The sequence below is a fragment of the Nonomuraea sp. NPDC049607 genome, assembly GCF_040675375.1.
In the GTDB taxonomy this organism is placed as follows: Bacteria; Actinomycetota; Actinomycetes; order Streptosporangiales; family Streptosporangiaceae; genus Nonomuraea.
The window spans coordinates 275,458-294,416 of record NZ_JBFAOV010000005.1; the positions used below are offsets into that span (position 1 = coordinate 275,458).

At 71.8% G+C, this 18,959-nt stretch carries 14 protein-coding genes; 9 read left to right on the forward strand and 5 right to left on the reverse strand.

From position 1 onward, the window contains the following. Positions 1-10: 10 nt before the first annotated feature. Together AB0J97_RS13245 and AB0J97_RS13250 are read right to left on the reverse strand one after the other, a co-directional pair. Positions 11-1,870, reverse strand: a complete 1,860-nt coding sequence (locus AB0J97_RS13245; protein WP_364087864.1) for an ABC transporter permease subunit — start codon at positions 1,868-1,870, stop codon at positions 11-13. After that, positions 1,867-3,477, reverse strand: a complete 1,611-nt coding sequence (locus AB0J97_RS13250) for a beta-N-acetylhexosaminidase (RefSeq protein WP_364087866.1) — start codon at positions 3,475-3,477, stop codon at positions 1,867-1,869. The genes AB0J97_RS13245 and AB0J97_RS13250 overlap by 4 nt, the downstream gene beginning before the upstream one ends. A 239-nt stretch (positions 3,478-3,716) precedes the next feature. Between AB0J97_RS13250 and AB0J97_RS13255 the strand changes: the two genes are divergently transcribed. Both AB0J97_RS13255 and AB0J97_RS13260 read left to right on the forward strand, forming a co-directional pair. Beyond that, positions 3,717-4,871, forward strand: a complete 1,155-nt coding sequence (locus AB0J97_RS13255) for an ROK family transcriptional regulator (RefSeq protein ID WP_364087868.1) — start codon at positions 3,717-3,719, stop codon at positions 4,869-4,871. Between the two features lie 99 nt (positions 4,872-4,970). Then, on the forward strand, positions 4,971-5,843 hold the full coding sequence (locus AB0J97_RS13260; protein ID WP_364087870.1) for an alpha/beta hydrolase: 873 nt from the start codon (positions 4,971-4,973) through the stop codon (positions 5,841-5,843). A gap of 16 nt (positions 5,844-5,859) precedes the next feature. On the opposite strand, the gene hemC is transcribed toward AB0J97_RS13260, so the two are convergent. Beyond that, the gene (gene hemC, locus AB0J97_RS13265; RefSeq protein WP_364087872.1) at positions 5,860-6,795 is read right to left on the reverse strand and encodes a hydroxymethylbilane synthase; all 936 of its coding nucleotides are present in this window, start codon (positions 6,793-6,795) and stop codon (positions 5,860-5,862) included. 147 nt (positions 6,796-6,942) lie between these two features. Here hemC and AB0J97_RS13270 point away from each other — a divergent pair, with 147 nt between their 5' ends. Together AB0J97_RS13270 and catA are read left to right on the forward strand one after the other, a co-directional pair. After that, a complete protein-coding gene (locus AB0J97_RS13270) occupies positions 6,943-8,175 on the forward strand; it encodes a hypothetical protein (protein WP_364087874.1) in 1,233 nt (410 codons plus the stop codon). A gap of 77 nt (positions 8,176-8,252) precedes the next feature. Continuing rightward, entirely contained in the window at positions 8,253-8,906 is a 654-nt protein-coding gene (gene catA / locus AB0J97_RS13275) for a type A chloramphenicol O-acetyltransferase (RefSeq protein ID WP_364087876.1), read from the forward strand. Positions 8,907-8,915: 9 nt separating this feature from the next. Here catA and AB0J97_RS13280 read toward each other — a convergent pair whose 3' ends face one another. Further along, positions 8,916-10,196 (reverse strand): glycosyltransferase, encoded by a 1,281-nt coding sequence (locus AB0J97_RS13280; RefSeq protein WP_364087878.1) that lies wholly within the window; start codon positions 10,194-10,196, stop codon positions 8,916-8,918. Between the two features lie 160 nt (positions 10,197-10,356). Between AB0J97_RS13280 and AB0J97_RS13285 the strand changes: the two genes are divergently transcribed. Next, positions 10,357-10,818: a helix-turn-helix domain-containing protein gene (locus tag AB0J97_RS13285; RefSeq protein ID WP_364087880.1), complete on the forward strand. Its 462-nt coding sequence runs from the start codon at positions 10,357-10,359 to the stop codon at positions 10,816-10,818. A 53-nt stretch (positions 10,819-10,871) separates the two neighbouring features. Then, on the forward strand, positions 10,872-11,567 hold the full coding sequence (locus AB0J97_RS13290; RefSeq protein WP_364087882.1) for a hypothetical protein: 696 nt from the start codon (positions 10,872-10,874) through the stop codon (positions 11,565-11,567). Positions 11,568-11,604: 37 nt separating this feature from the next. Here AB0J97_RS13290 and AB0J97_RS13295 read toward each other — a convergent pair whose 3' ends face one another. Then, the gene (locus AB0J97_RS13295; protein ID WP_364087884.1) at positions 11,605-12,405 is read right to left on the reverse strand and encodes a hypothetical protein; all 801 of its coding nucleotides are present in this window, start codon (positions 12,403-12,405) and stop codon (positions 11,605-11,607) included. Between the two features lie 181 nt (positions 12,406-12,586). On the opposite strand from AB0J97_RS13295, the gene AB0J97_RS13300 reads away from it, so the two are divergent. Genes AB0J97_RS13300 through AB0J97_RS13310 form a run of 3 tightly spaced genes read left to right on the forward strand, consistent with a single transcriptional unit; the run spans position 12,587 to position 18,939 of the window. Continuing rightward, positions 12,587-12,970 carry a YbaB/EbfC family nucleoid-associated protein gene (locus tag AB0J97_RS13300; RefSeq protein WP_364087886.1) on the forward strand — a complete coding sequence of 128 codons (384 nt, stop codon included), beginning with the start codon at positions 12,587-12,589 and terminating at the stop codon, positions 12,968-12,970. Next, complete coding sequence (locus tag AB0J97_RS13305; protein ID WP_357696802.1) at positions 12,967-13,269, forward strand: hypothetical protein; 303 nt, start codon at positions 12,967-12,969, stop codon at positions 13,267-13,269. The genes AB0J97_RS13300 and AB0J97_RS13305 overlap by 4 nt, the downstream gene beginning before the upstream one ends. A gap of 6 nt (positions 13,270-13,275) precedes the next feature. Next, positions 13,276-18,939 carry a hypothetical protein gene (locus AB0J97_RS13310; RefSeq protein ID WP_364087888.1) on the forward strand — a complete coding sequence of 1,888 codons (5,664 nt, stop codon included), beginning with the start codon at positions 13,276-13,278 and terminating at the stop codon, positions 18,937-18,939. The last annotated feature ends 20 nt before the right edge of the window (positions 18,940-18,959 follow it).

Sequence of the window (18,959 nt, forward strand, 5' to 3'; positions counted from 1 at the left end):
CTTGTCGTTGTCACTTGGTGCTGCCCGCGGTGAGGCCGCTCACCAGGTGCTTCTCGATGAGCGCGAACAGGATCACCGCGGGCACGATCGCCATCAGCGCCGCGGCGAACAGGTACTGGTAGTTGGTCTCGTACAGGCCGACGAACTGCTGGACGCCGACCGTGAGCGGCACGCGGCCGCCCGCCGGGTCGTTGAAGAGCGTCAGCGCGATGACGAACTCGTTCCACACCTGGATGAAGGTGAAGATCATCACGGTGACGAGGCCGGGCGCGGCCAGCGGGAGGATCATCCGCAGCATGATCCGGAACTTGCCGAGGCCGTCCATCATGGCGGCCTCGTCGATCTCCACCGGGATCGCGCCGAAGTGGGCGTGCAGGATCCACACGGCGAAGGCGAGGTTGAAGGCCGAGTTGATGGCGATGATGACGAAGTAGCTGTTCACGCCGTCCACGAACACCGCCTGCCGGTACAGGCCGATGAGCAGCGCGACGGCGGGGAACATCTGCGTCACGAGGATCACGCTGAGGAACGCCGAGCGTCCCTTGAACCTGGAGCGCGCCAGCACGTACGCGGCGGGCGCGGCGACGACCAGCACCAGCGCCGTCGAGGCCAGCGCGACGGTCAGGCTGACCCGGAAGTAGTCGGCCAGCGGGATGCGCCGCCACACGTCGGCGTAGTTGGACCACGCCCAACTCTTGGGCAGGTAGTCGGCCGGGACGGCGAACAGTTCGGCGTCCGTCTTGAGCGATCCCAGCAACATCGCGACGTACGGGGCCAGGAAGAACAGCGCCACCGCGAACCCGATGACCGGGAGCACGACGGGACGGACCCGCGCCCATCCGCGGCCGGCCCGCACCAGCACCGGCCTGCTCCGCCTGCCGGGAACCGGCCCGGCGGGACGCTCACCGGCAGGCTGCTCCTCGGCGGGAGGTTCTCCGTCCGGCACGGGCGTCCTGTCGCTCGCCGCCGGGTTGCGGTGAGGACGCAGGACCAGCACGAAGGCCAGGATGAGCAGCAGCAGGAAGGCCACGTTGAGCACGCCGAGCGCGGCCGCCTCGCCCGAGTCGAGCTGCGCCGTGAACGCGATCTTGTACAGCCACGTCACCGTCGTGTCGGCGTGGTTGCCCGCCGTCTTGCCCATGATCACCCAGATGACGGTGAACGCGTTGAAGACGTGCAGCATGTTGAGCACGAGCGCGATCATGAGCGACGGCCGCAGGATCGGCAGCGTCACCCGCCGCCAGGTCGCCCACGCGCTCGCACCGTCCATGCGGGCGGCCTCCAGCACGTCGTGCGGCACGGTCTGCAGGCCGGACAGCAGCACGTAGGTGGTGAACGGCATCGAGGTGACGATCCCGACCGCCATGATCGAATACAGCGCGGTGGCCGGGTCCTTGTACCAGTCGACGGGCGCGGAGATGATCGACAGGTCCATCAGCAGGCGGTTGAGCAGGCCGTTGCCGCCCTCGTAGATGAAGCGCCACACGGTCGCGGTCATCACCAGCGAGGTCGCCCACGGCACCACCAGCGCGAGCCGGACGAACTTGCGGCCGAAGAACGGCTTGGACAGGAACTGCGCCAGCGCCAGCGAGAGCAGCATGGTCAGGCCGACGACGATCAGCAGCCACAGCAGCGTGTTGCCGACCACCGGGACGAGCGCGTCCTCCTTCAGGAGCCTGGCGTAGTTGTCCAGCCCGGCCATGCCCTTGACCAGCCCGATCCTGCTGATGTCGAGGAAGGACATCCAGACCATGTACAGGGCGGGGAAGCCGACGACGGCGGCGATGAGCAGCGTGCTCGGCGTCAGCCAGCGCCAGGGCACCGTCCGCTGCCACAGGTCGGCGAGCCGGGCCGCCGCGGGCGTCCTCACGGCGCGTCCCTGAGGTTGGCGGTCCAGGAGTCGAGCGTCGCCAGCCACTCGTCGCGCTCGGCCGGCATGCCGGGCACCCCCGGGCGTCTCTGCCAGGGCAGCGGGCCGGACTCGCGCCGGTAGTCCACGCCGATCGCGTCGAGGCGGGCCAGGTGGGCGGCCAGGCGGCGGCGGAAGTCGGCCAGGTCCCGCTCGGGGCCCGACCAGACGGTCTCCGCGAACGCCGCCAGCCGGGGGAAGGCCATGTAGTCGACGTGCCGGGTGGAGTCGATCAGCTCCGTCCAGATCCCGCACTGGGCTCCGAGGACCCGTTCCGCGGCCGGGTCGCCGCGCAGCTCCGGCGGGACGGGCTCGAAGGCGTAGACGTCCTCGACGGTGAGCACGGTCCTGAACGGCAGCGGCTCGTCGTCGCGTTCGCTCTGCCGGTAGTCCAGGTAGACGGCGGTGTTGGAGCAGTTGATGACGTCGTGCCCGGCGCGGGCGGCGGCCACCGCGCCCAGGTCGGCCCGCCAGGAGGCCACCACCGCGCCGGGGGCGAGGCCGCCCTCCAGGATCTCGTCCCAGCCGACCAGGCGGCGCCCGCGTCCGGCCAGGTAGTCGTCGAACTGGCGGATGAACCAGCTCTGCAGCTCCTCCTCGTCGCGCAGGCCCAGCTCGGCGATGCGGCGGCGGGCCGCCGGGCTGTCGCGCCACTGCTCCTTGGGGCACTCGTCCCCGCCCACGCACACGTACGGGCTGGGGAAGAGGTCGAGCACCTCGTCGAGGACGTTCTTGAAGAAGTCGATCGTGGCGTCCTCGACGTTGAGCACGTTGTGCCCGACGCCCCAGGTGGTGCGCACGCCGAGCGGGGTGTCGAGGTTGCCCAGCTCGGGGTAGGCGGCGATGGCCGCCTGGGTGTGGCCGGGCAGGTCGATCTCGGGCACGACCGTGATGTGCCGGCGCGCGGCGTAGGCGACGATCTCGCGGAGGTCGTCCTGGGTGTAGAAGCCGCCGTGCGGCCGGCCGTCCATCTCGCCCAGCCAGCCGACCTGGCTCTCCTCGCGCCAGGAGCCGATCTCGGTGAGGCGCGGGTAGCGCTTGATCTCGATGCGCCAGCCCTGGTCGTCGGTCAGGTGCAGGTGCAGGACGTTCAGCTTGTGCAGGGCCATCAGGTCGATGAAGCGCAGCACGTCCGCCTTGGTCATGAAGTGCCGGGCCACGTCGAGGATCGCGCCCCGCCAGGCGAAGCGCGGGCGGTCCTCCACGTGCACGGCGGGCAGTTCCAGCGGCACGCCCGCGCCCGCGCGGCGGAAGGCGTCGGGCGGCAGGAGCTGGCGCAGCGTCTGCGCCCCGTAGAAGGCGCCGGCCGCCGATCCGGCGTCGAGCGTGACCTCGCCCGGCGTGACGGTCAGCCGGTAGGCGTCGGGGGGCAGGTCGGCGAGGCCGAGCCTGATCGTCGCCGGTCCCGGGCCGCCGGGCAGCAGCTCGCCGCCGGTGACCGGGCTGAGCTCGCCGCGCAACCAGGCGGCGACCTCGCCGAGCGCGGGATCGGCGGTGAGCGCGGTGCTCCGGTCGATGACGAAGCGGCCCGGTCTGGCCTCGTGGTGCAGGGGCTTGGGGACGATCATGGACGGCCTCTCGGAGCTGATGAAGGAGACTCTTCGCCGCGGGCGCGTTCCCGGGCGTGACCGACGGCGCCGTACGGGGCCCGGCCTCCTTTACGAAGGAGCACTTCATTAGTAGCACCGGCCCAGAGCGAGGGTCAATGCTCATTCGTGCTCGTATCAGCCCTTCTTGCTCAGCTTCGGACCCCGGGCTGGCATAATGAGTTCCGCCCTTATCGAGGAGACCTGCGTTAGGACGGCTCTTGGCCCCCACACTTCGCGGCGGCGACCTGTCACGACTCAGACAGCTCAACGTCCTGACCGCGATCGCGGCACTGCGCGCCGCCGGCCCGTTGACCCTGTCGGCCCTGGCCGAGCGGACCGGGTTGTCGCGCCCCTCCACGAAGGAGGTCGTGGACGAGCTGATGACGCTCGGCTGGGTGGAGGAGACCCCGCCCGCCCAGGGCACGGTCGGCCGGCCGGCCCGCCGCTACCGGTTCCGCGCCGGCAGCGGCTACCTGGTGGGGCTCGACATAGGGGGTCACAACATCCGGGCCGCCCTGGCGGACCTGAACGGCGTGATCCTCTCCGAGACCCGCCAGCCCGTGGAGCCGGACACCCCCCTGGACGAGCGGCTGGCCGCGATCGAGCGGACGGTCGCGAGCTGCCTGGCGCTGGGCGGCAAGACCATCGAGGACGTCTGGGTCCTCGCCGCGGGCACGATCGGCGTGATCACCCCCGAGGGACGCATCCTCTACTGCGCCGCCATCCCCGCCTGGACCGGGTTCGACCTGGCCGGGCACCTGCGAAGGCTGTTCCCCTGCGACGTGCTCGTCGAGAACGACAGCCGCCTGGCCGCCCGGGCCGAGGCCGTGCGCGGCGCCGCCCGCGACGTCGACGACGTGGTGTTCCTGCACGTCGGCCGCCGGATGGGCGCCGCGGTCATCATCGACGGCAAGGTGCACCGCGGGTTCGGCACGGCGGCCGGCGAGATCGCCATGCTGCCGCAGGCGCGGTTGTTCGACGCGTCGCGACACCTCCAGAGCTGCGCGATCATCCCCGAGGGCACCCCGCCCGCGGACGCCGCCGGCTACACCCTGGCCGCCGCCCGCGCGGGCGACCCGGTGGCGCTGGCCGCGGTCGAGCGGTACGTCGACGACCTGGCCGTCGGCACCAGCGCGATGGTGCTGCTGCTCGACCCGCAGGTCGTCGTGCTGGGCGGCGGGTTCTCCCGGTCGGCCGACGTGCTGCTGCCGCCGCTGCGCGCCCGCCTGGAACGTGCCTGCATCCGGCTGCCCGACCTGCGCGCCTCGACGCTGGGCGACGAGTGCGTGGTCACCGGCGCCATCGACTATGCCGTCGCACACGTGGACGCCCAGCACTTCACCCCGGACGCGCCCCTGCCGACCGCACGCTGATCCCCGAGACGCTTCCGGGGGCGGTACGTCCTTTTTCGCCCGGAATGAAACCACTGATGCACGGGTGTCGCCGATGGCTAGCGTGGCGGAGTGCAAACAGTGATCACCCGAGACGGCCGCACCCTCGCCGTTGAGCAGTACGGCATGCCCGACGGGACACCCGTCTTCTATCTGCACGGCACCCCCATGGGACGCCTGGCCCGCCATCCCGACGACTCCTTGTTCACCGGGCTCGGCATCCGGCTGATCACCTTCGACCGTCCCGGGTTCGGCGGCTCGACGCCCCTGCCCGGACGGCGGGTGGTGGACGGCGCGGACGACGTCGTCGCCGTGGCCGACGCGCTCGGCCTCGACCGCTTCGCCGTCTACGGGGTCTCCGGCGGCGGGCCGCACGCGCTGGCGTCGGCCGCCCGCCACCCCGACCGGATCGTCCGGGTCGCCTCGCTGGCGGCGCTCGCCCCGCGCGACGCCGAAGGGCTGGACTGGACGGCCGGGATGATGGAGGGCAACCAGCGCAGCGCCGCCGTCGCCCTGCGGGACCGGGACGCCATGATCGCCCACCTGGAGACGGACTCGTCCGAACCGCCGCGGTTGCCCCCGGCCGAGGCCGCCGTCCTGGCCCGTCCCGAGATCGGCGCCATGCTCTCGGCCGCGTACGCCGAGGCGGTCCGCCCCGGCGTCGGCGGCTGGGCCGACGACGTCATCGCCCTCTTCGGCCGCCCGTGGGGCGTGGACCTCGCCTCCGTCACCGTTCCGGTCCGGCTCTGGCACGGCGAGCTGGACGGCGTGGTGCCGGTCGCGCACGCCCGCTGGCTCGCCGCCCACCTCCCCACCGCCACGCTCACCGTTCAGCCCGACGGCGGACACGCCGGACACTTCGCCGCCACCCCGGCCACGCTGGAATGGCTGCTGCGCGGCGACGAACCTCACGCCGAGCAAGGCGAGGCGAGCGAGACCGTGTCACCCGTCTAGGCGGGCAGCCGCGCGGCTAGTGCGGGATGGCGTCGATCAGTTCCCGGGCGCCCTGGCGGAGCAGCGCGACCGCGACGGAGGTGCCGAGGGTCGCCGGGTCCAGCGGGCCGGCCCACTCGTGGGCGTCCAGCACCTGCTTGCCGTCCGGGGAGAAGACCCGGGCGCGCAACGACAGCCGGCCGTCGCGCTCGGCACGGGCGTGACCGGCGATGGGCGAGTTGCAGTGGCCCTGGAGCACGTGCAGCAGCATGCGCTCGGCCGTGACCTCCCGCCACGTGTCGGGGTGCCCCAGCCCGGCGACCGCGTCGGCGGTCGCCGGGTCGTCCTCGCGGCACTGCAGGGCGAGCACGCCGGCTCCGACCGGCGGGCACATCGTCTCCGGCGACAGCACCTCGGTGATCCGGTCCGGCAGGCCGATGCGCTCCAGCCCGGCCACCGCCAGCAGCAGCGCGTCGGCCTCGCCCGCGTCCAGCTTCTCCAGCCGCCGGTTGGCGTTGCCGCGCATCGGCACACAGCGCAGCTGCGGATGCGACGCGGCGAGCTGGGCGACGCGCCGCACCGACGACGTGCCGATCCGGGTGCCGTCGGGCAGCGCGTCCAGCGTGAGGCCGCCGGGGTGCACGAGCGCGTCGCGCACGTCGTCACGCTTGAGGAAGGCCGCGAACACGGTCCCGGCCGGGAGCGGACGGTCGGCGGGCACGTCCTTGACGCAGTGCACCGCCAGGTCGGCCCGGCCCGCCAGGAGGGCCTCGTCGACCTCCTTGGTGAACGCGCCCTTGCCGCCCAGCGCCGACAGCGAGCCCTGCCACCGGTCTCCGGACGTGGTGACCGGCACGACCTCGGTGCGGATGCCGGGGTGCCTGTCGGCGAGTTCGCGCCGTACGCGTTCGACCTGGGCGAGCGCCATGGGAGAGGAGCGCGTCACGATGCGGATCAGCTCGGGGACGGTCATCGTCCGATCGTAGGGCGTCGCCTGCCCGCCGCGCGGAGCAATCGCCCGCTGTCCGTGACGTTCCCGGGCCGTCCGCCCCACGAATCCGCCTATGGCGGCCTAAGGTACGGATCATCACCATTCACGGGGAAGAGAACGGGGACGTACATGATGGCGAACGACCCGGCGCGGCCGACGTTGATGACGCGGGTGATCGCGGCCTACAGGGGCGAGGTGAGCACGGACGAGCTGGAGGCGTACCGGCGTGCGGGCGGCCTGGTCTACACCGAGCTGGAGCACGCCGAGGAGCTGCGCTTACGCCTCGTCCAGGACGGCGTCAACCTCTGGCACGGCTCGCAGGCCGCCTCCGGCCAGCTGCTGTGCACCTGGAACGCGTTCGTGCTGCAGACCATCGGTGAACAGCTGCTCGACGCCGACTACACCGCCGACCCGCGCACCGCGGGCTACGTGCCGCCGGTCACCAGCCGGCAGGTGGCCGCCTGCTTCGGCCAGGTGGAAGGCTGGGTGTCGCGCGCCCGGCAGGCGGCGGGCAACAGCCGCTACCTGGTCGAGACAGAGCTCCCGCTGCCCGCCGACCTGCCCGAATGGGCCGAGGCGGACCCCTGCCCGCTGCCCCACCTGCACGGCATGCTGGCCGCCGCCCGGGCGATCCGCCGGCACGCCGAGGTGGCCTTCGGCGTGTTCGAGCAGACCGTCCCGGACGCCCACGACCACCAGGCCGACCTGCAACGGCTGCGCCAGCTCGTGGCCGAGGCCGCCACCGCCGCCGACTACGCCGAGGGGCTGCTCAAGGCCGACCCCCGGCCGAGCCTGCACGAGGCGATCGAGCAGCGGCTCCAGCGCTCCCTGGAGCTCTACTACCACGTGGGCCAGCTCATCGCCATGCCCCGGCACATCGCCGGCTACCGCAGCACCGCCACCCGGCCCGCCGCGACGTACGAGTCCCTCGACGTCGACGCCCGCGACTTCGACGCCTGGTGCCTGACCGACCCGCAACGGCGGGATTTCTGGCAGGCCGACCCCAAGGCCAGGCAGGCCGTCAAGGAGATGTGGGAGTACGACCCCGACCCGGCCGCCACCCTGCGCATCCAGGCGCAGATCAACGCCGCCTTCCGGGACGGCGCCATCGCCTACGCCGTCGACGCCGCGGGCGAGCCGCTCGGGAGCTACTACTGCTGCCCGTTCCCCGCCATCTACTCGGTGCGCAGGCCGGTGGTCATCGGCGGCAGACGGCTGCGCCCCATGCAGCAATTCACCTACGAGGCGTCCGCCGAGGAGATGGAGCGCGGCGGGCCGTTCAAGCGCGAGATCATCGTGGCCGACTTCAGGCCGACGAACGACATCGACTACTGCGACCCCGACGGGCTCCACGGCGACTAGGACTCGCCCGGCCGTCTCGGGGGCGGCCGCTGAGCGAGCGGTGCTGTGGTGGCGCGGGCGGCTGGCATGATGATCGGATGGACGTTCCCACCCCCGTCGACCTCGACGCATGGCCCCGCCGGCAACACTTCGAGCACTACCGCCGCGTCCCGTGCACGTACTCGATCACGGTGGAGGTCGACGTCACCGCGTTCGCCGCGGCGCTGCGTCAGTCGCGGCGCAAGTCCTACATCGCGCAGATCTGGGCGCTCGCCACCGTCGTCAACCGGCACGACGAGTTCAGGATGTGCCTCACCACGTCGGGCGAGCCGGCCGTGTGGCCCGTCGCGCACCCGGCGTTCACGGTCTTCAACGCCGAACGCGAGACGTTCTCGTGCGTGTGGGCGCCCTACGATCCCGACTTCGGCGCCTTCCACGACGTCGCCGCGCCCTTGCTCGCCGAGCACAGCCGGGCCGCCGACTTCTTCCCGCAGGGGGCGCCCCCGGCCAACACGTTCGACGTGTCGAGCCTGCCGTGGGCGTCCTTCACCGGGTTCAACCTCAACATCGGCGACAACTGGGACCATCTCGCGCCGATCTTCACACTCGGCCGCTACACCGAGCGGGACGGCCGCGTCCTGCTCCCCCTCGCCGTGCAGGCCCACCACGCCGTCGCGGACGGGTTCCACTCGGCCCGCCTCGTCAACGAGTTGCAGGAGCTGGTCGCGGACCCGGCCTGGCTGGAGACCTGACCCACCCGTTCACAGGGACTCCAGGATCTCGACCGCGCGGCCGTTCCCTTCCTCGGCCCGGACGCGCCGGCCGAGTTCGGCGGCGGTGTCCGCCATCCGGGCGTCGGTGGCGGCCAGGCGGAGGGCGGCGGCCAGGCCGTCCGGGGTCAGCCGCCGCTGCGGCTGGGGCGGCCCGGCCACGCCGACGGCGTGCGCGCGGGCCGCCCAGAACGGCTGGTCGGCGACGAACGGGCAGATCACCTGCGGCCGTCCGGCCAGCAGGGCCGCGGCGGTGGTGCCGCTGCCGCCGTGATGCACGATCGCGGCCATGCGCGGCAGCAGCCAGTCGTGCGGCGCCTGGTCGAGCAGGTGCACGCCGTCAGGCAGGCCGGTGGCCTGGATGCCGCCCCAGCCGGTGGCCAGCACGGCACGCACCCCCGCCCGCCGGACGGCCTCGGCGACGACCCGGCCGAGCCGCGACGGATCGGTGCCGGCCATGCTGCCGAACCCGACGTACACCGGCGGCGGCCCGTCGGCCAGGAAGGCGGCCAGCTCGGGCGAGGGCGTCCAGTCGGGCGGGGCGGGCAGGTACCAGAAGCCGGTGGTGTGCACCCATGCCGGATAGTCCAGGCCGCCCGGTGTGTCGTGGGGCAGCAGGTGGCGGCTGAAGGCGTGCAGGACCGTCGCCGGGCCTCCGTCCGGACGGCGCAGGATGTCGTGCCGGCCGCGCCGCCGGGGCAGGTCCAGGCGCGAGCGCAGGTCGTCGGCGATGCCGGCGAAGGAGCGCAGCATCAGCTTGATCGACAGGTAGGAGGCCCGGTTCAGCGCCCTGGGCAGCGGCAGCGGCAACATCGGGTTGCGGAAGGCGGCGGTGGGCACCCACACGGGCTGGAGCGCGGCGGGCACCGCGGGCACGCCGAGCCGTTCGGCGACATGGGCGCCCGGCATGCCGGGCGCGTGCACCACCAGGTCGGCGCCCTTGCCGGGCCCGTCCAGCACCACGTCCGCCAGGTCGGTGAAGACCTCGGCCATGAGGGGCTTGCTGCGGCGCATCACCTGCAGGGCGACCTTCTTGCCGCGCAGGCCGCGGTAGTTGGTCTCGACCGCCTGACGGATGCCGGGGTCGTCGATGAGCGTGTTCGGGCCGTCGTGCAGCGGCGCGAAGGCGATGCCGTGCGGACGGGCCAGGCCGGCCATGGCGGCGGGGGCCGCCAGCACGGCCTCGTGCCCGGCCCGCTTCAGGGCGAGGGCCAGGGCGGCGTACGGCTGCACGTCGCCACGGGTGCCGTGGGTGAGGACGAGGACCTTCATCGGCGCTCCTTGCTCGAAAGGACTGTTGCGCTCGCCGACCAGGCTTCCCGGCACACCAACGGCCTGTCTGAAGGGCCGAACAACAGCACAATATACCGAAATTTCAGAAATTCCTGAAGTTTGGGTCATTCAGTTATGATCCCTGTCAGGAGGTGACGCGGTGAGCGACCAGGAACGATGGCAGGCCGCCGAGCGGCTGGCCCTGGTGCTGACCGAGGGCGGCCTGCAACGCATGTCGGCGCGCGTCCTGGCGTTCTTCCTGTTCACCGACGCCGAGACGGTCACCATGGGCGACATCGCCGACCGGCTCGACGTCAGCGCGGGGTCGGTGTCCGGCGCGGTCAAGGCCCTGCTGACGACCGGGCTCATCGAACGCCTGCCCGCGCCCGGCAGCCGCCGCGAGCACTACCGGCTGCGCGACGACGCCTGGCCCACCTTGTTCTCCACCCAGAACACCATGGTGCACGTCCTGCTGCGGGCCGCCGAGACCGGCATCGCCACCACCGCCTCCGGCGACCCGGCCCACACCCGGCTGGCCCGGATGCGCGACTTCTACCAGTTCCTGCTGAGCGAGCTGCCCGGCCTGCTGCAGCGCTGGGAACAGACCCACGCACCCCGCTGAGCGAGCCGCGCCACCGTGGTCGGCCGCCGCACGTCGATCCGAAGGGACATCAGATGACCACCCGTGACCTCCCTGCGAACGACGACCTCCGGGACCCTTTCGGCACGTTGCGCCGCGCCTTGTGGATCGGCGGTGGCCAGTGGGCCGGAAAGTCGACCGTGGCCCGGCTCCTGGCCGTTCAGTACGGCATCACCGTCTATCACTACGACTACCACGACGCACGGGGGCACAACGATCGCCGGATCGCCCGCCGGGTCAGCCTCGGCGAGCCCGCCGCCGATCCCGATCCGGACCAGGTGTGGGTCCGTTCCACCCCGGAAGAGATGGCCGCCGAGACCCTGACCGGCTTCCCCGTCCGGTTCGAGTGGGCCCTGGACGACCTGCGCGCGCTCGTCTCGGGCCTTCCGATCATGGCCGAGGGCTGGGGGCTCCGCCCCGAACTCGTCGCCCCCATCATCGACTCACCGCGCCGGATGGTCGTCATGGTGCCCACGCCGGAGTTCCGCCGACACCAGCTCCACCACCTCCCCCGGGCCTCCGCATTCGGGCACGAGGTCAGCGATCCGGCCCGAGCACAGGCCAACCGCGTGGCCCGGGACACCCTCGTCGCGGAGGACGCCGTCCGCACCGCCCGCCGGCTCGGCATCCGCGTGGTCGAGGTCGACGGTTCCCGCGACGCCGCCGCGATCGCGGAGGTCGTCGCCGACCATTTCAGCCCCTACCTCCCGGGGCGAGATCGCAGAGCTTGACGCCCGGCGACCGCACCTGGCCGGAGCGCACCGGCCATCACGGGAGCCGCACGAGTGTGCAGGTGATGCCCTGCTTGGGAAGTCCGGCGTGCCCGCACTTGTTCGCGACGGGGATGTTCGAGGGGTTCTCCGGTCCGAGCCGGGCGCTTATGCCGACCCACTTCCCGCTTCCGTGCCTCGGGAGCTCGATGGAGAAGGTGTACCGCAGGTCTCCGAGGCCGTCCGGTCCGGCGTGGGTGCGGAATCTGGTGCCCACGAACGTCGGGTCCGTCTCCTTGTCCAGCAGTTCGACGGTGATCTCGTAGCGGTCCCAGGTGGACAGGCCGGCGGCGGTGACGGTCGCGGAGAGGGAGACGGTCGTGTCGTCGACCGTCTTGGTGGTCGTGGTGATGATCGGCCTCGCGGTCGTCCGCAGAACGGTGGCGGCCAGGACGAGGAGGCCCAGCACCGCCGCGCCGAACACGTACAGGGCCCCCACGGTCAGCACGGGGCCCGCCGGCCAGTGAAGGTGGCGGGCCACGACGACGGCCAGGAGAACCGTGGCCGCGGCGATCCCGCCCAGGAAGGCCGCCCAGCCCACCGCGTTCTGGCTGGAACTGCTCGCGTTGCCGATGTACGACCAGGCGATGATCACCCACATCACGACGAGAAGGACGCTGACCACGGTCAGTCCGGCGACGGCGGCTCGTCGCCGGTGGGCGAGGGTGACGTCCTTCGGCACGAAGACGGAGACGATGCCGGCCAGGACGGCGGCGGCGGCCATGACGGTGGCGGTGAGCGCCGCCTCGGTGACGTTGCGCAGCAGCGCGGTGGCGACACCCGCCGTGACGCCGGACACGTTCTCGTCACATCCGCTCGATCGAGCGACGCCCGGGCCGCGTTACGGGACTCCCCGGCGGGAACTCAGCCGCCTCGTGACACTTCTGTTAACAGAAGGTAAACGATACGGTTACCCGTAATCCTGTAAAAAATGGTGACGTATGATGCCTTCCGATATTAGACGGGCGAAAGGTGTTTTTGTGGCGGATGCGTTCGAGGCGGAGGTCAGCGCGCTCGCGGACGAGATCAACCAGCAGGTGGCCCGCGTACGCGAAGCATTCGGAGAGCTCTCCGCCCTGGAGCACACGGCACGGTCGGCGGACGGAATGGTGAGCGTGACCGTCGGCCGCCACGGTCAGTTGCGCGGCGTCGAGCTGAGCCCCCGGGCATATCGCAGCCTGTCCCCCACCCAACTGGCCGACGCCATCATGCAGCAGGCCGACGCGGCCACCGCCGCGGTCTCCGAGCAGAGCCGGCAGCTGCTGAACCCCCTCATGCCGGACGACATGCCGTACGAGGAGGTCTTCGGGGAGCGGGCCACGCTCGACGCGTTCTTCCCCGGCCCCGTGGAGCCGGCCCCGTGAGCGGCTTCAACGTACGGCGGGAGGCGCTGTACCGGGAAGCCAGGACGTACGAGCTGTTCGCGGGGAACGTGGAGCAGGTGCGCGCCGACCTCCGCGCCGCCTTCAACCGGGACAGGAACACGCTCGGCGACGACGAGTACGGCGCGGAGCTGGCCAAGAAGCTGCCCGAGATGGAGCGCGGCATCTTCGACGCCCTGACGACGTTCATCGACGAACTCGAAGACGTCGCCTTGGGCCTGAACGCGAGCGCCCGCAACTACAAGGCGGCGGAGCACCCTCCCCCCGTCACCCGAGACTGATCGTCCATGGGGTTCGACGGGTTCCTCGTGCCCGAGTTCGCCAAGCCGTACATCGGCTGGGTGGTCGGCATGGACTGGCCGGAGGGGGACGAGACCGGCTGCTTCCGGCTGGCCGACGCCTGCGTGATCGCCGCGCACCGGCTCGTCGAGGGCACGGGCGCCGACCTGCCGGGCAGCGCGCGCAGGATCGGCAAGGACTGGGACGGGGAAGCCCATCTGGCCTTCGCCGCCCACGTCGGCAAGGTGGCGGGCGGTCAGGTCGCCCTCGCGGTCAAGCGGCTCGTGGACGCCGCGGTGGCGCTCAACGGCGTGGGCGTGCAGATCCAGTACGCCAAGTACATGATCGAGGTCACCGTCTGGCTGCTGATCGTGCAACTGGGATATCTGCTGGCCGCGGCCCTGGCCACCGGCGGGGCGAGTCTGGCGCTCATTCCGCCGCGGCTGCAGCTCGCCCGGCTGACGGTCGGGCAGATCGCCAGGCAGTGCCGGCGCAACATGCTGCTCTTCGCCGGGATCGTGACCGGGATGGACCTGGGCATCCAGGGCACGCAGCTGCTGCAGGGCCGCAGGGACGACATCGATCTCCGTCAGCTCGCGATCTCGGCGGTGAGCGGCGCCGCCATGGGCGGGCTCATGGGACTGGCCTCGGGCGGGCTGAGCAGCCTGGCCACCCCCACGCTGCGGGCCGGTCTGACCAGGGCCGAGATGTCCACGGCCGAGAAGCTGCTGGCGGCGGCCCACTCCTCGTTGTACGGCCAGGCCGGGCAGTTCGCCCTGGCCGGCGGGATCACGACGGCCGGCACCATGATGGTCCAGGGCAACTTCAGCTGGGACCTGCTGGCCAAGGGCATCACGTCCAGCGCGCTCGGCGCGGACGGCCAGCACCTGGCCTCGCCCCTGCCTTCCGGCCCGGACGGACACCCCGGGCCCAGGACCGGCGCGGACGCGGTCCAGGAGGCGGTGAACCACAACCAGCAGACCATCGCATCGCCCGCCTGGCACCGCCCCGACCTGGCGTCCGACGTGCTCCAGGGTCTGACGTCCCAGCTCGCGTCCGCCGACGCGGGGGTTCCGAAGCCCGAGATCCATCCGCCTCGCGTCGTCGAGATCGGCGCCCTGGGCGAGACCGCCGTGCACGACGTCAGGGTGCCGGTGGACCCGAGGGCGGCGGCGCAGGCCATGACCGCCGGCATCACGGGCATCGTCCCGCGGGAACGGGCCGTGATCCGCCTCTGGCTGACGGAGGCGCTCTCCAGCGGCGACCGCGACGTGTGGACCAACCACCTGCAAAGAGGCGTGGCGCTCGGCGTCGGGGACAAGGTGATCTACCTCAAGCTCAGGCCGAGCGAGTTCACGCACGTGGAGCAGCCGGGTCTGGCCCCGGAGAAGCCGGTCGCCTTCGGCGGGGACGGCGTGGAGGGCAAGTCCTCGCGGGGCACCTCACTGGATCGCACCGCGGGGCTGATGAAGGGGCTCTACCAGTCGCCGGACGAGGCCGAGGCGAACGCCCTGCCCCGGTCGGGCGTCAGCAGCACGGCACGGACGACCCACACGAACGGCGTCGAGGTCATCAGCGGGCACAAGGCCATCTCCCCCGCCCATGACTACTTCGCCACGGACATCTCCCTCGACATCTACCGTGACGGCGAGAAGGTCACCCAGACCGCGGCGGTCCCCGACCTCTCGCTGACCATCCCCTTCCCCAAGCAGTTCACCCGGGAAGGGCCGCTGCTGAGCGCCGACCACCCCGCGCCGCTCCCCCGCCACGAGGTGCCGGAAGGAGCTGGGCACAGGTTCCGTGACCACGGGATCGCCATCACCGGCCTGGACGTCACGCCTCTCGTGCTGGAGGTGCAGCGCCGGGGGCTGGCGGCGGGGCTGCCCGCGGGCGAGGTGGTCAGGATCACCGACCATCTCACCTCCAGCCTGCTCAGCGAGCAGGGGATGAAGAACCGCAGCCAGTCGATGTTGTCGAGCGGGGTCTCGTCCGAGGCGATCCGATACAAGACGTCCCTGCTGCGGTCGGCGGAGGACTCCGTCCGGATCACCGGCGAGATCACGCGGGTCGAGCCGATCGACGGGAGCGGGCGCTCGCCGGTCGAGACGATGTTCCGGGACGACCTGGGGCGGCGCGAGAGCGAGGGCACGTCGTACCGGCAGGGCGCGAGCGTCGGCGTCCACGCGGGCGGCAAGATCGGGTTGCCGCTGGGTGACCGCGCGGAGGTCGTCGCGAGGGCCGTCGGCGGGGTCGGCTACGGGACGGACCATGTCACGTCCACCAACAGGGCGCACGGCAACCACACCGTCCTGACCAGGCTCGGCGACGTCACCATGTACGACGCCCGCATGCGGCTGCAGGTCGAGACCGACAAGCTCGGCACCTTCGAGGTGGAGGTGCCCGCCGAGCTGATCGTCCCGACCCGCGACGCGTCCCGGATGGAGCAGGACGTCTTCGGGCACGATCTGCGCCCGCTGGGAGAGTTCAACGACATCCAGCGCAAGCTCGCCGACCTCCACCGGGAGATGGACGACGTGCGGGCGGGGTTCTCACTGGACGAACCGGTCGGCGAGTACCCGGCCAGGGGCGAGCACCCGAACCGCGGCTACGACCCGCACGTCCTGGAGCCGGAGACCCTCGCGGCCGGTCGGGGGACGGGGCTCGGCAGCGGCGTCCGGGTCCATGGGGAGACGCTGCTCAGCGCGGAGATCCACCAGGCCGTCGCCCGGGCGCTGCCCGACCTCCCGCCGGAGATCGCACGGCAGATCATGCGGGACGTCGAGAGCCGCTTCGGCGCCGCGGCGCTGGAGGCCGACCTGACGCACGCCCTCCACGGCATCAGGTACGACGGGTCGATCGGCGGCTACACCGTCGAGATCCTGGCCGAGGGCACGCTGGGCCGGCGGCACGAGGTCGGCGCGTCCGACCTGACCGTCAACGAGCGCCGGATCACCTCGCGCACCGACACCAGCCAGCGGGAGAGCTCCCGCACGGGCCGTGCGGAGGTGCGTGGTGTCGCGCGCCTCGACGTGAACGAACGGCTCAAGATCGACCCGGTGAACCTGTCCCTCACCGGGAGCGGCACCAAGTCCGGCAGCACCGGCTTCTCCTCGGGCCACACGAGGTACGACCGTACGGAGACCAGCGGCGGCTTCACCATCACGCGGGATCTCTCCTTCGACGTCAGGATGAGGATCTCGCGGGACGGCACGGAGACGCTGAACACCTCGTGGGAGGTGCACGGCAGCAGGGCGGAGGTCCTCGTGCCGAACGTCCACCTGCCGCAGAGGCCGGTGCTCGCGCAGGACGTCGCGCATCTCGGACGGGTCGAGTCGTCGTCCGAGCGGCCCGCCGACCTGTGGCGGCCCGGGGCCGACGAGTTGTCGGCCATCGTCCGGATGGGGGCCATGCCCGACCTTCCCTCGACGCTGGCCGAGGTCTACCACCGATGGGCGGAACTGCCGGCGCCCGCGGAGCGGCTGGACGTGCCGCCGGTGTTCGAGACCGCCACCGACGTGATCAACCTGGAAACCATGATCACGTCTCATCCCGACGGCCTGCACTACACCGTGTCGGACCGTTCGGGGTCGCGGCACGACGTGCACGTGAAGGCCCATGTGGCCGGGGTGAGGCACGTCAAGTCGGAGACCGGGGTGGAGCACGAGAGCTACTCCAGCAGCAACTCCAGGGCGCTGGACGCCGAACGCGGCAGGCGTACGGTCGGCGGGCACGCCAGGACCGGCCTGCGCGTCACGCTCAGCGACGGCGAGGCCACCGGGTCCTCGCACGGAACCGGGGAAGCCGGCGGGACCGAGCGCAAGGTCGTGGCGCGAGCCGGGGTGCACGGCGCCGCGAAACGCAGTGCCGTGGAGAGCTCCTACCTGGGCAGCAGCGACGTGTCCCGGGTCACCTACTCCGACGGCAGCACCTCCCACTGGTACCGCGCGGACCTGGTCCTGGAGGTCACCCCCACCAGGACCAGCGGCGGAACGGTCGAACAGGGCCCGACCACATACGTCCGGGTGGAAGAGATCATGGACCTCGTGCTTCCCGACGAGGTGGCACGCCGTCACGGGCTCGACGGCCCGGAGGCCGTGGACCCCACTGGTCAGGCAGGGCACACGACGCGCGCCTACGCGGCGCCCGAGGCGGCGTTGAACACCGCCTTCGTCCTGTACCTCGACGCGCAGGCCGTGCTGCCGGAGATCCTCGGGCTGCTCCGCCGCGACGGCCTCCTCCCTGACGGCCAGGAGCTCACGAACCATCCGGTGGCCGAACACCTGCGCGGTAACTACAGCCAGGGCGCACTCGGCACGAAGCTGGGCGAACTCCGCGGGAACGGCGTGTCCTCCTGGTTGTTCGTCACGGACGAGAACCGCCGGGTCACCGAACGCGTGGGCATCCGGGTCACGGCCGAGGTGGACGACGGCGTCCACGTCGGTGAGCGTCCTGACGCCGGCCTCATGCTGCGCAACGAGCGCCTGAGCGGCGACCTGAGCGTGCGCGAGGCGGGAACGGACCGCGGCGAGGAGGCGATCGCGCGTTACATGGAGTCCTCGGACGGCGAGCTCAGGGGCGCCGAGGCGGGGTTCGCGAACAACCGCGACTCCCACACCGTCGACGGGCGGGGCACGATCGCGAAGGAGATCAACCGCTACCAGACGCGCGAGGCCCCGCAGGAGTTCAAGCACCCGGTCAGGTTCGAGATCACGCTCGAACACGTCCCGGTCCGCCCGCTCCTGGAGCCCGTGCAGAACGTGGCCCGTAACGTGCTGCTCAAGGTGGGCGAGGTGACCGGGCACGACGGCGCCGGGAGAATGTTCGACCGGCACGCCGGGGTCACCTCGACGTCCCGGGCGGTCGCGGACGGCGAGGTCGGCGTCCTGGTGCCGGGACACCTCACCACGGAGGTGCCGCAGGGCACGCCGGTCGCGGGACGCACGCCGGTCGTCGCCGCGGATCCGCGCTGGGCGGACCCGGCGGGCCCCAACCCCATGTCCGCCACCCTGGGCGACGGCGTCCCCAAGGGGGACGTCAGCCAGGTCGCGTTCCCGGCCGCCACGCTCGTCGAGCAATGGGCGCCGATGAGCGCGGTGCCGCCGAGACTCCGGGGCGAGGTCCCGTCCCTGGCCGACCGGCCCGACGGATTCGAGCTCTCCCGCCCGGCCGGCATGTCACTCGCCGAGGCCACCAAGGAACGGACCATGCGCGCCCATCTGGAGCAGTTGCTCGCGCACGAGTACGTGATCCCGGGGATCGGCAGGGTCGGCATCGACGTCACCGGAGCGCGCGAGATCACCACCGCGCTGGTCAAGCAGCGTGTCTACGCCCAGACCATGAGCACGGTCGGGCACGGCCAGGAGCAGGGCCGGGGCGTGGCGGCCCGAGCGGGCGGGTCCGCCGGCTCGCAGGACGGGGGCCTCGGCTTCGGCGGCGTCGGCGGCAACCTGAAGACGGCGGACGAGGCCGCGTCGCGGAACGCCAACATCGTCGAGCGCAACTTCCTGGAGGAGCAGCACGACAACACCTATCTTGAGCTGGACGTCTCCCTGGTGTTCCACGGCAGGGACAAACCCCTGACCGTGGACGTCGCCGGCGGCCTTCATCTCAGACTCACCGCCAAGGGGCTCGCCGACTTCGAGGCCGCACACCCCGGCGTGATCACCCGCTGAGGACGGCCCCCTGTACCGTC

What these genes read in the sequence shown, in the direction of transcription:
- AB0J97_RS13280 (WP_364087878.1), bottom strand. Translation starts at nt 10,196, where the DNA reads ATGAAGGTCCTCGTCCTCACCCACGGCACCCGTGGCGACGTGCAGCCG.
- catA (WP_364087876.1), top strand. Translation starts at nt 8,253, where the DNA reads ATGGACGTTCCCACCCCCGTCGACCTCGACGCATGGCCCCGCCGGCAA.
- AB0J97_RS13270 (WP_364087874.1), top strand. Translation starts at nt 6,943, where the DNA reads ATGATGGCGAACGACCCGGCGCGGCCGACGTTGATGACGCGGGTGATC.
- hemC (WP_364087872.1), bottom strand. Translation starts at nt 6,795, where the DNA reads ATGACCGTCCCCGAGCTGATCCGCATCGTGACGCGCTCCTCTCCCATG.
- AB0J97_RS13250 (WP_364087866.1), bottom strand. Translation starts at nt 3,477, where the DNA reads ATGATCGTCCCCAAGCCCCTGCACCACGAGGCCAGACCGGGCCGCTTC.
- AB0J97_RS13310 (WP_364087888.1), top strand. Translation starts at nt 13,276, where the DNA reads ATGGGGTTCGACGGGTTCCTCGTGCCCGAGTTCGCCAAGCCGTACATC.
- AB0J97_RS13290 (WP_364087882.1), top strand. Translation starts at nt 10,872, where the DNA reads ATGACCACCCGTGACCTCCCTGCGAACGACGACCTCCGGGACCCTTTC.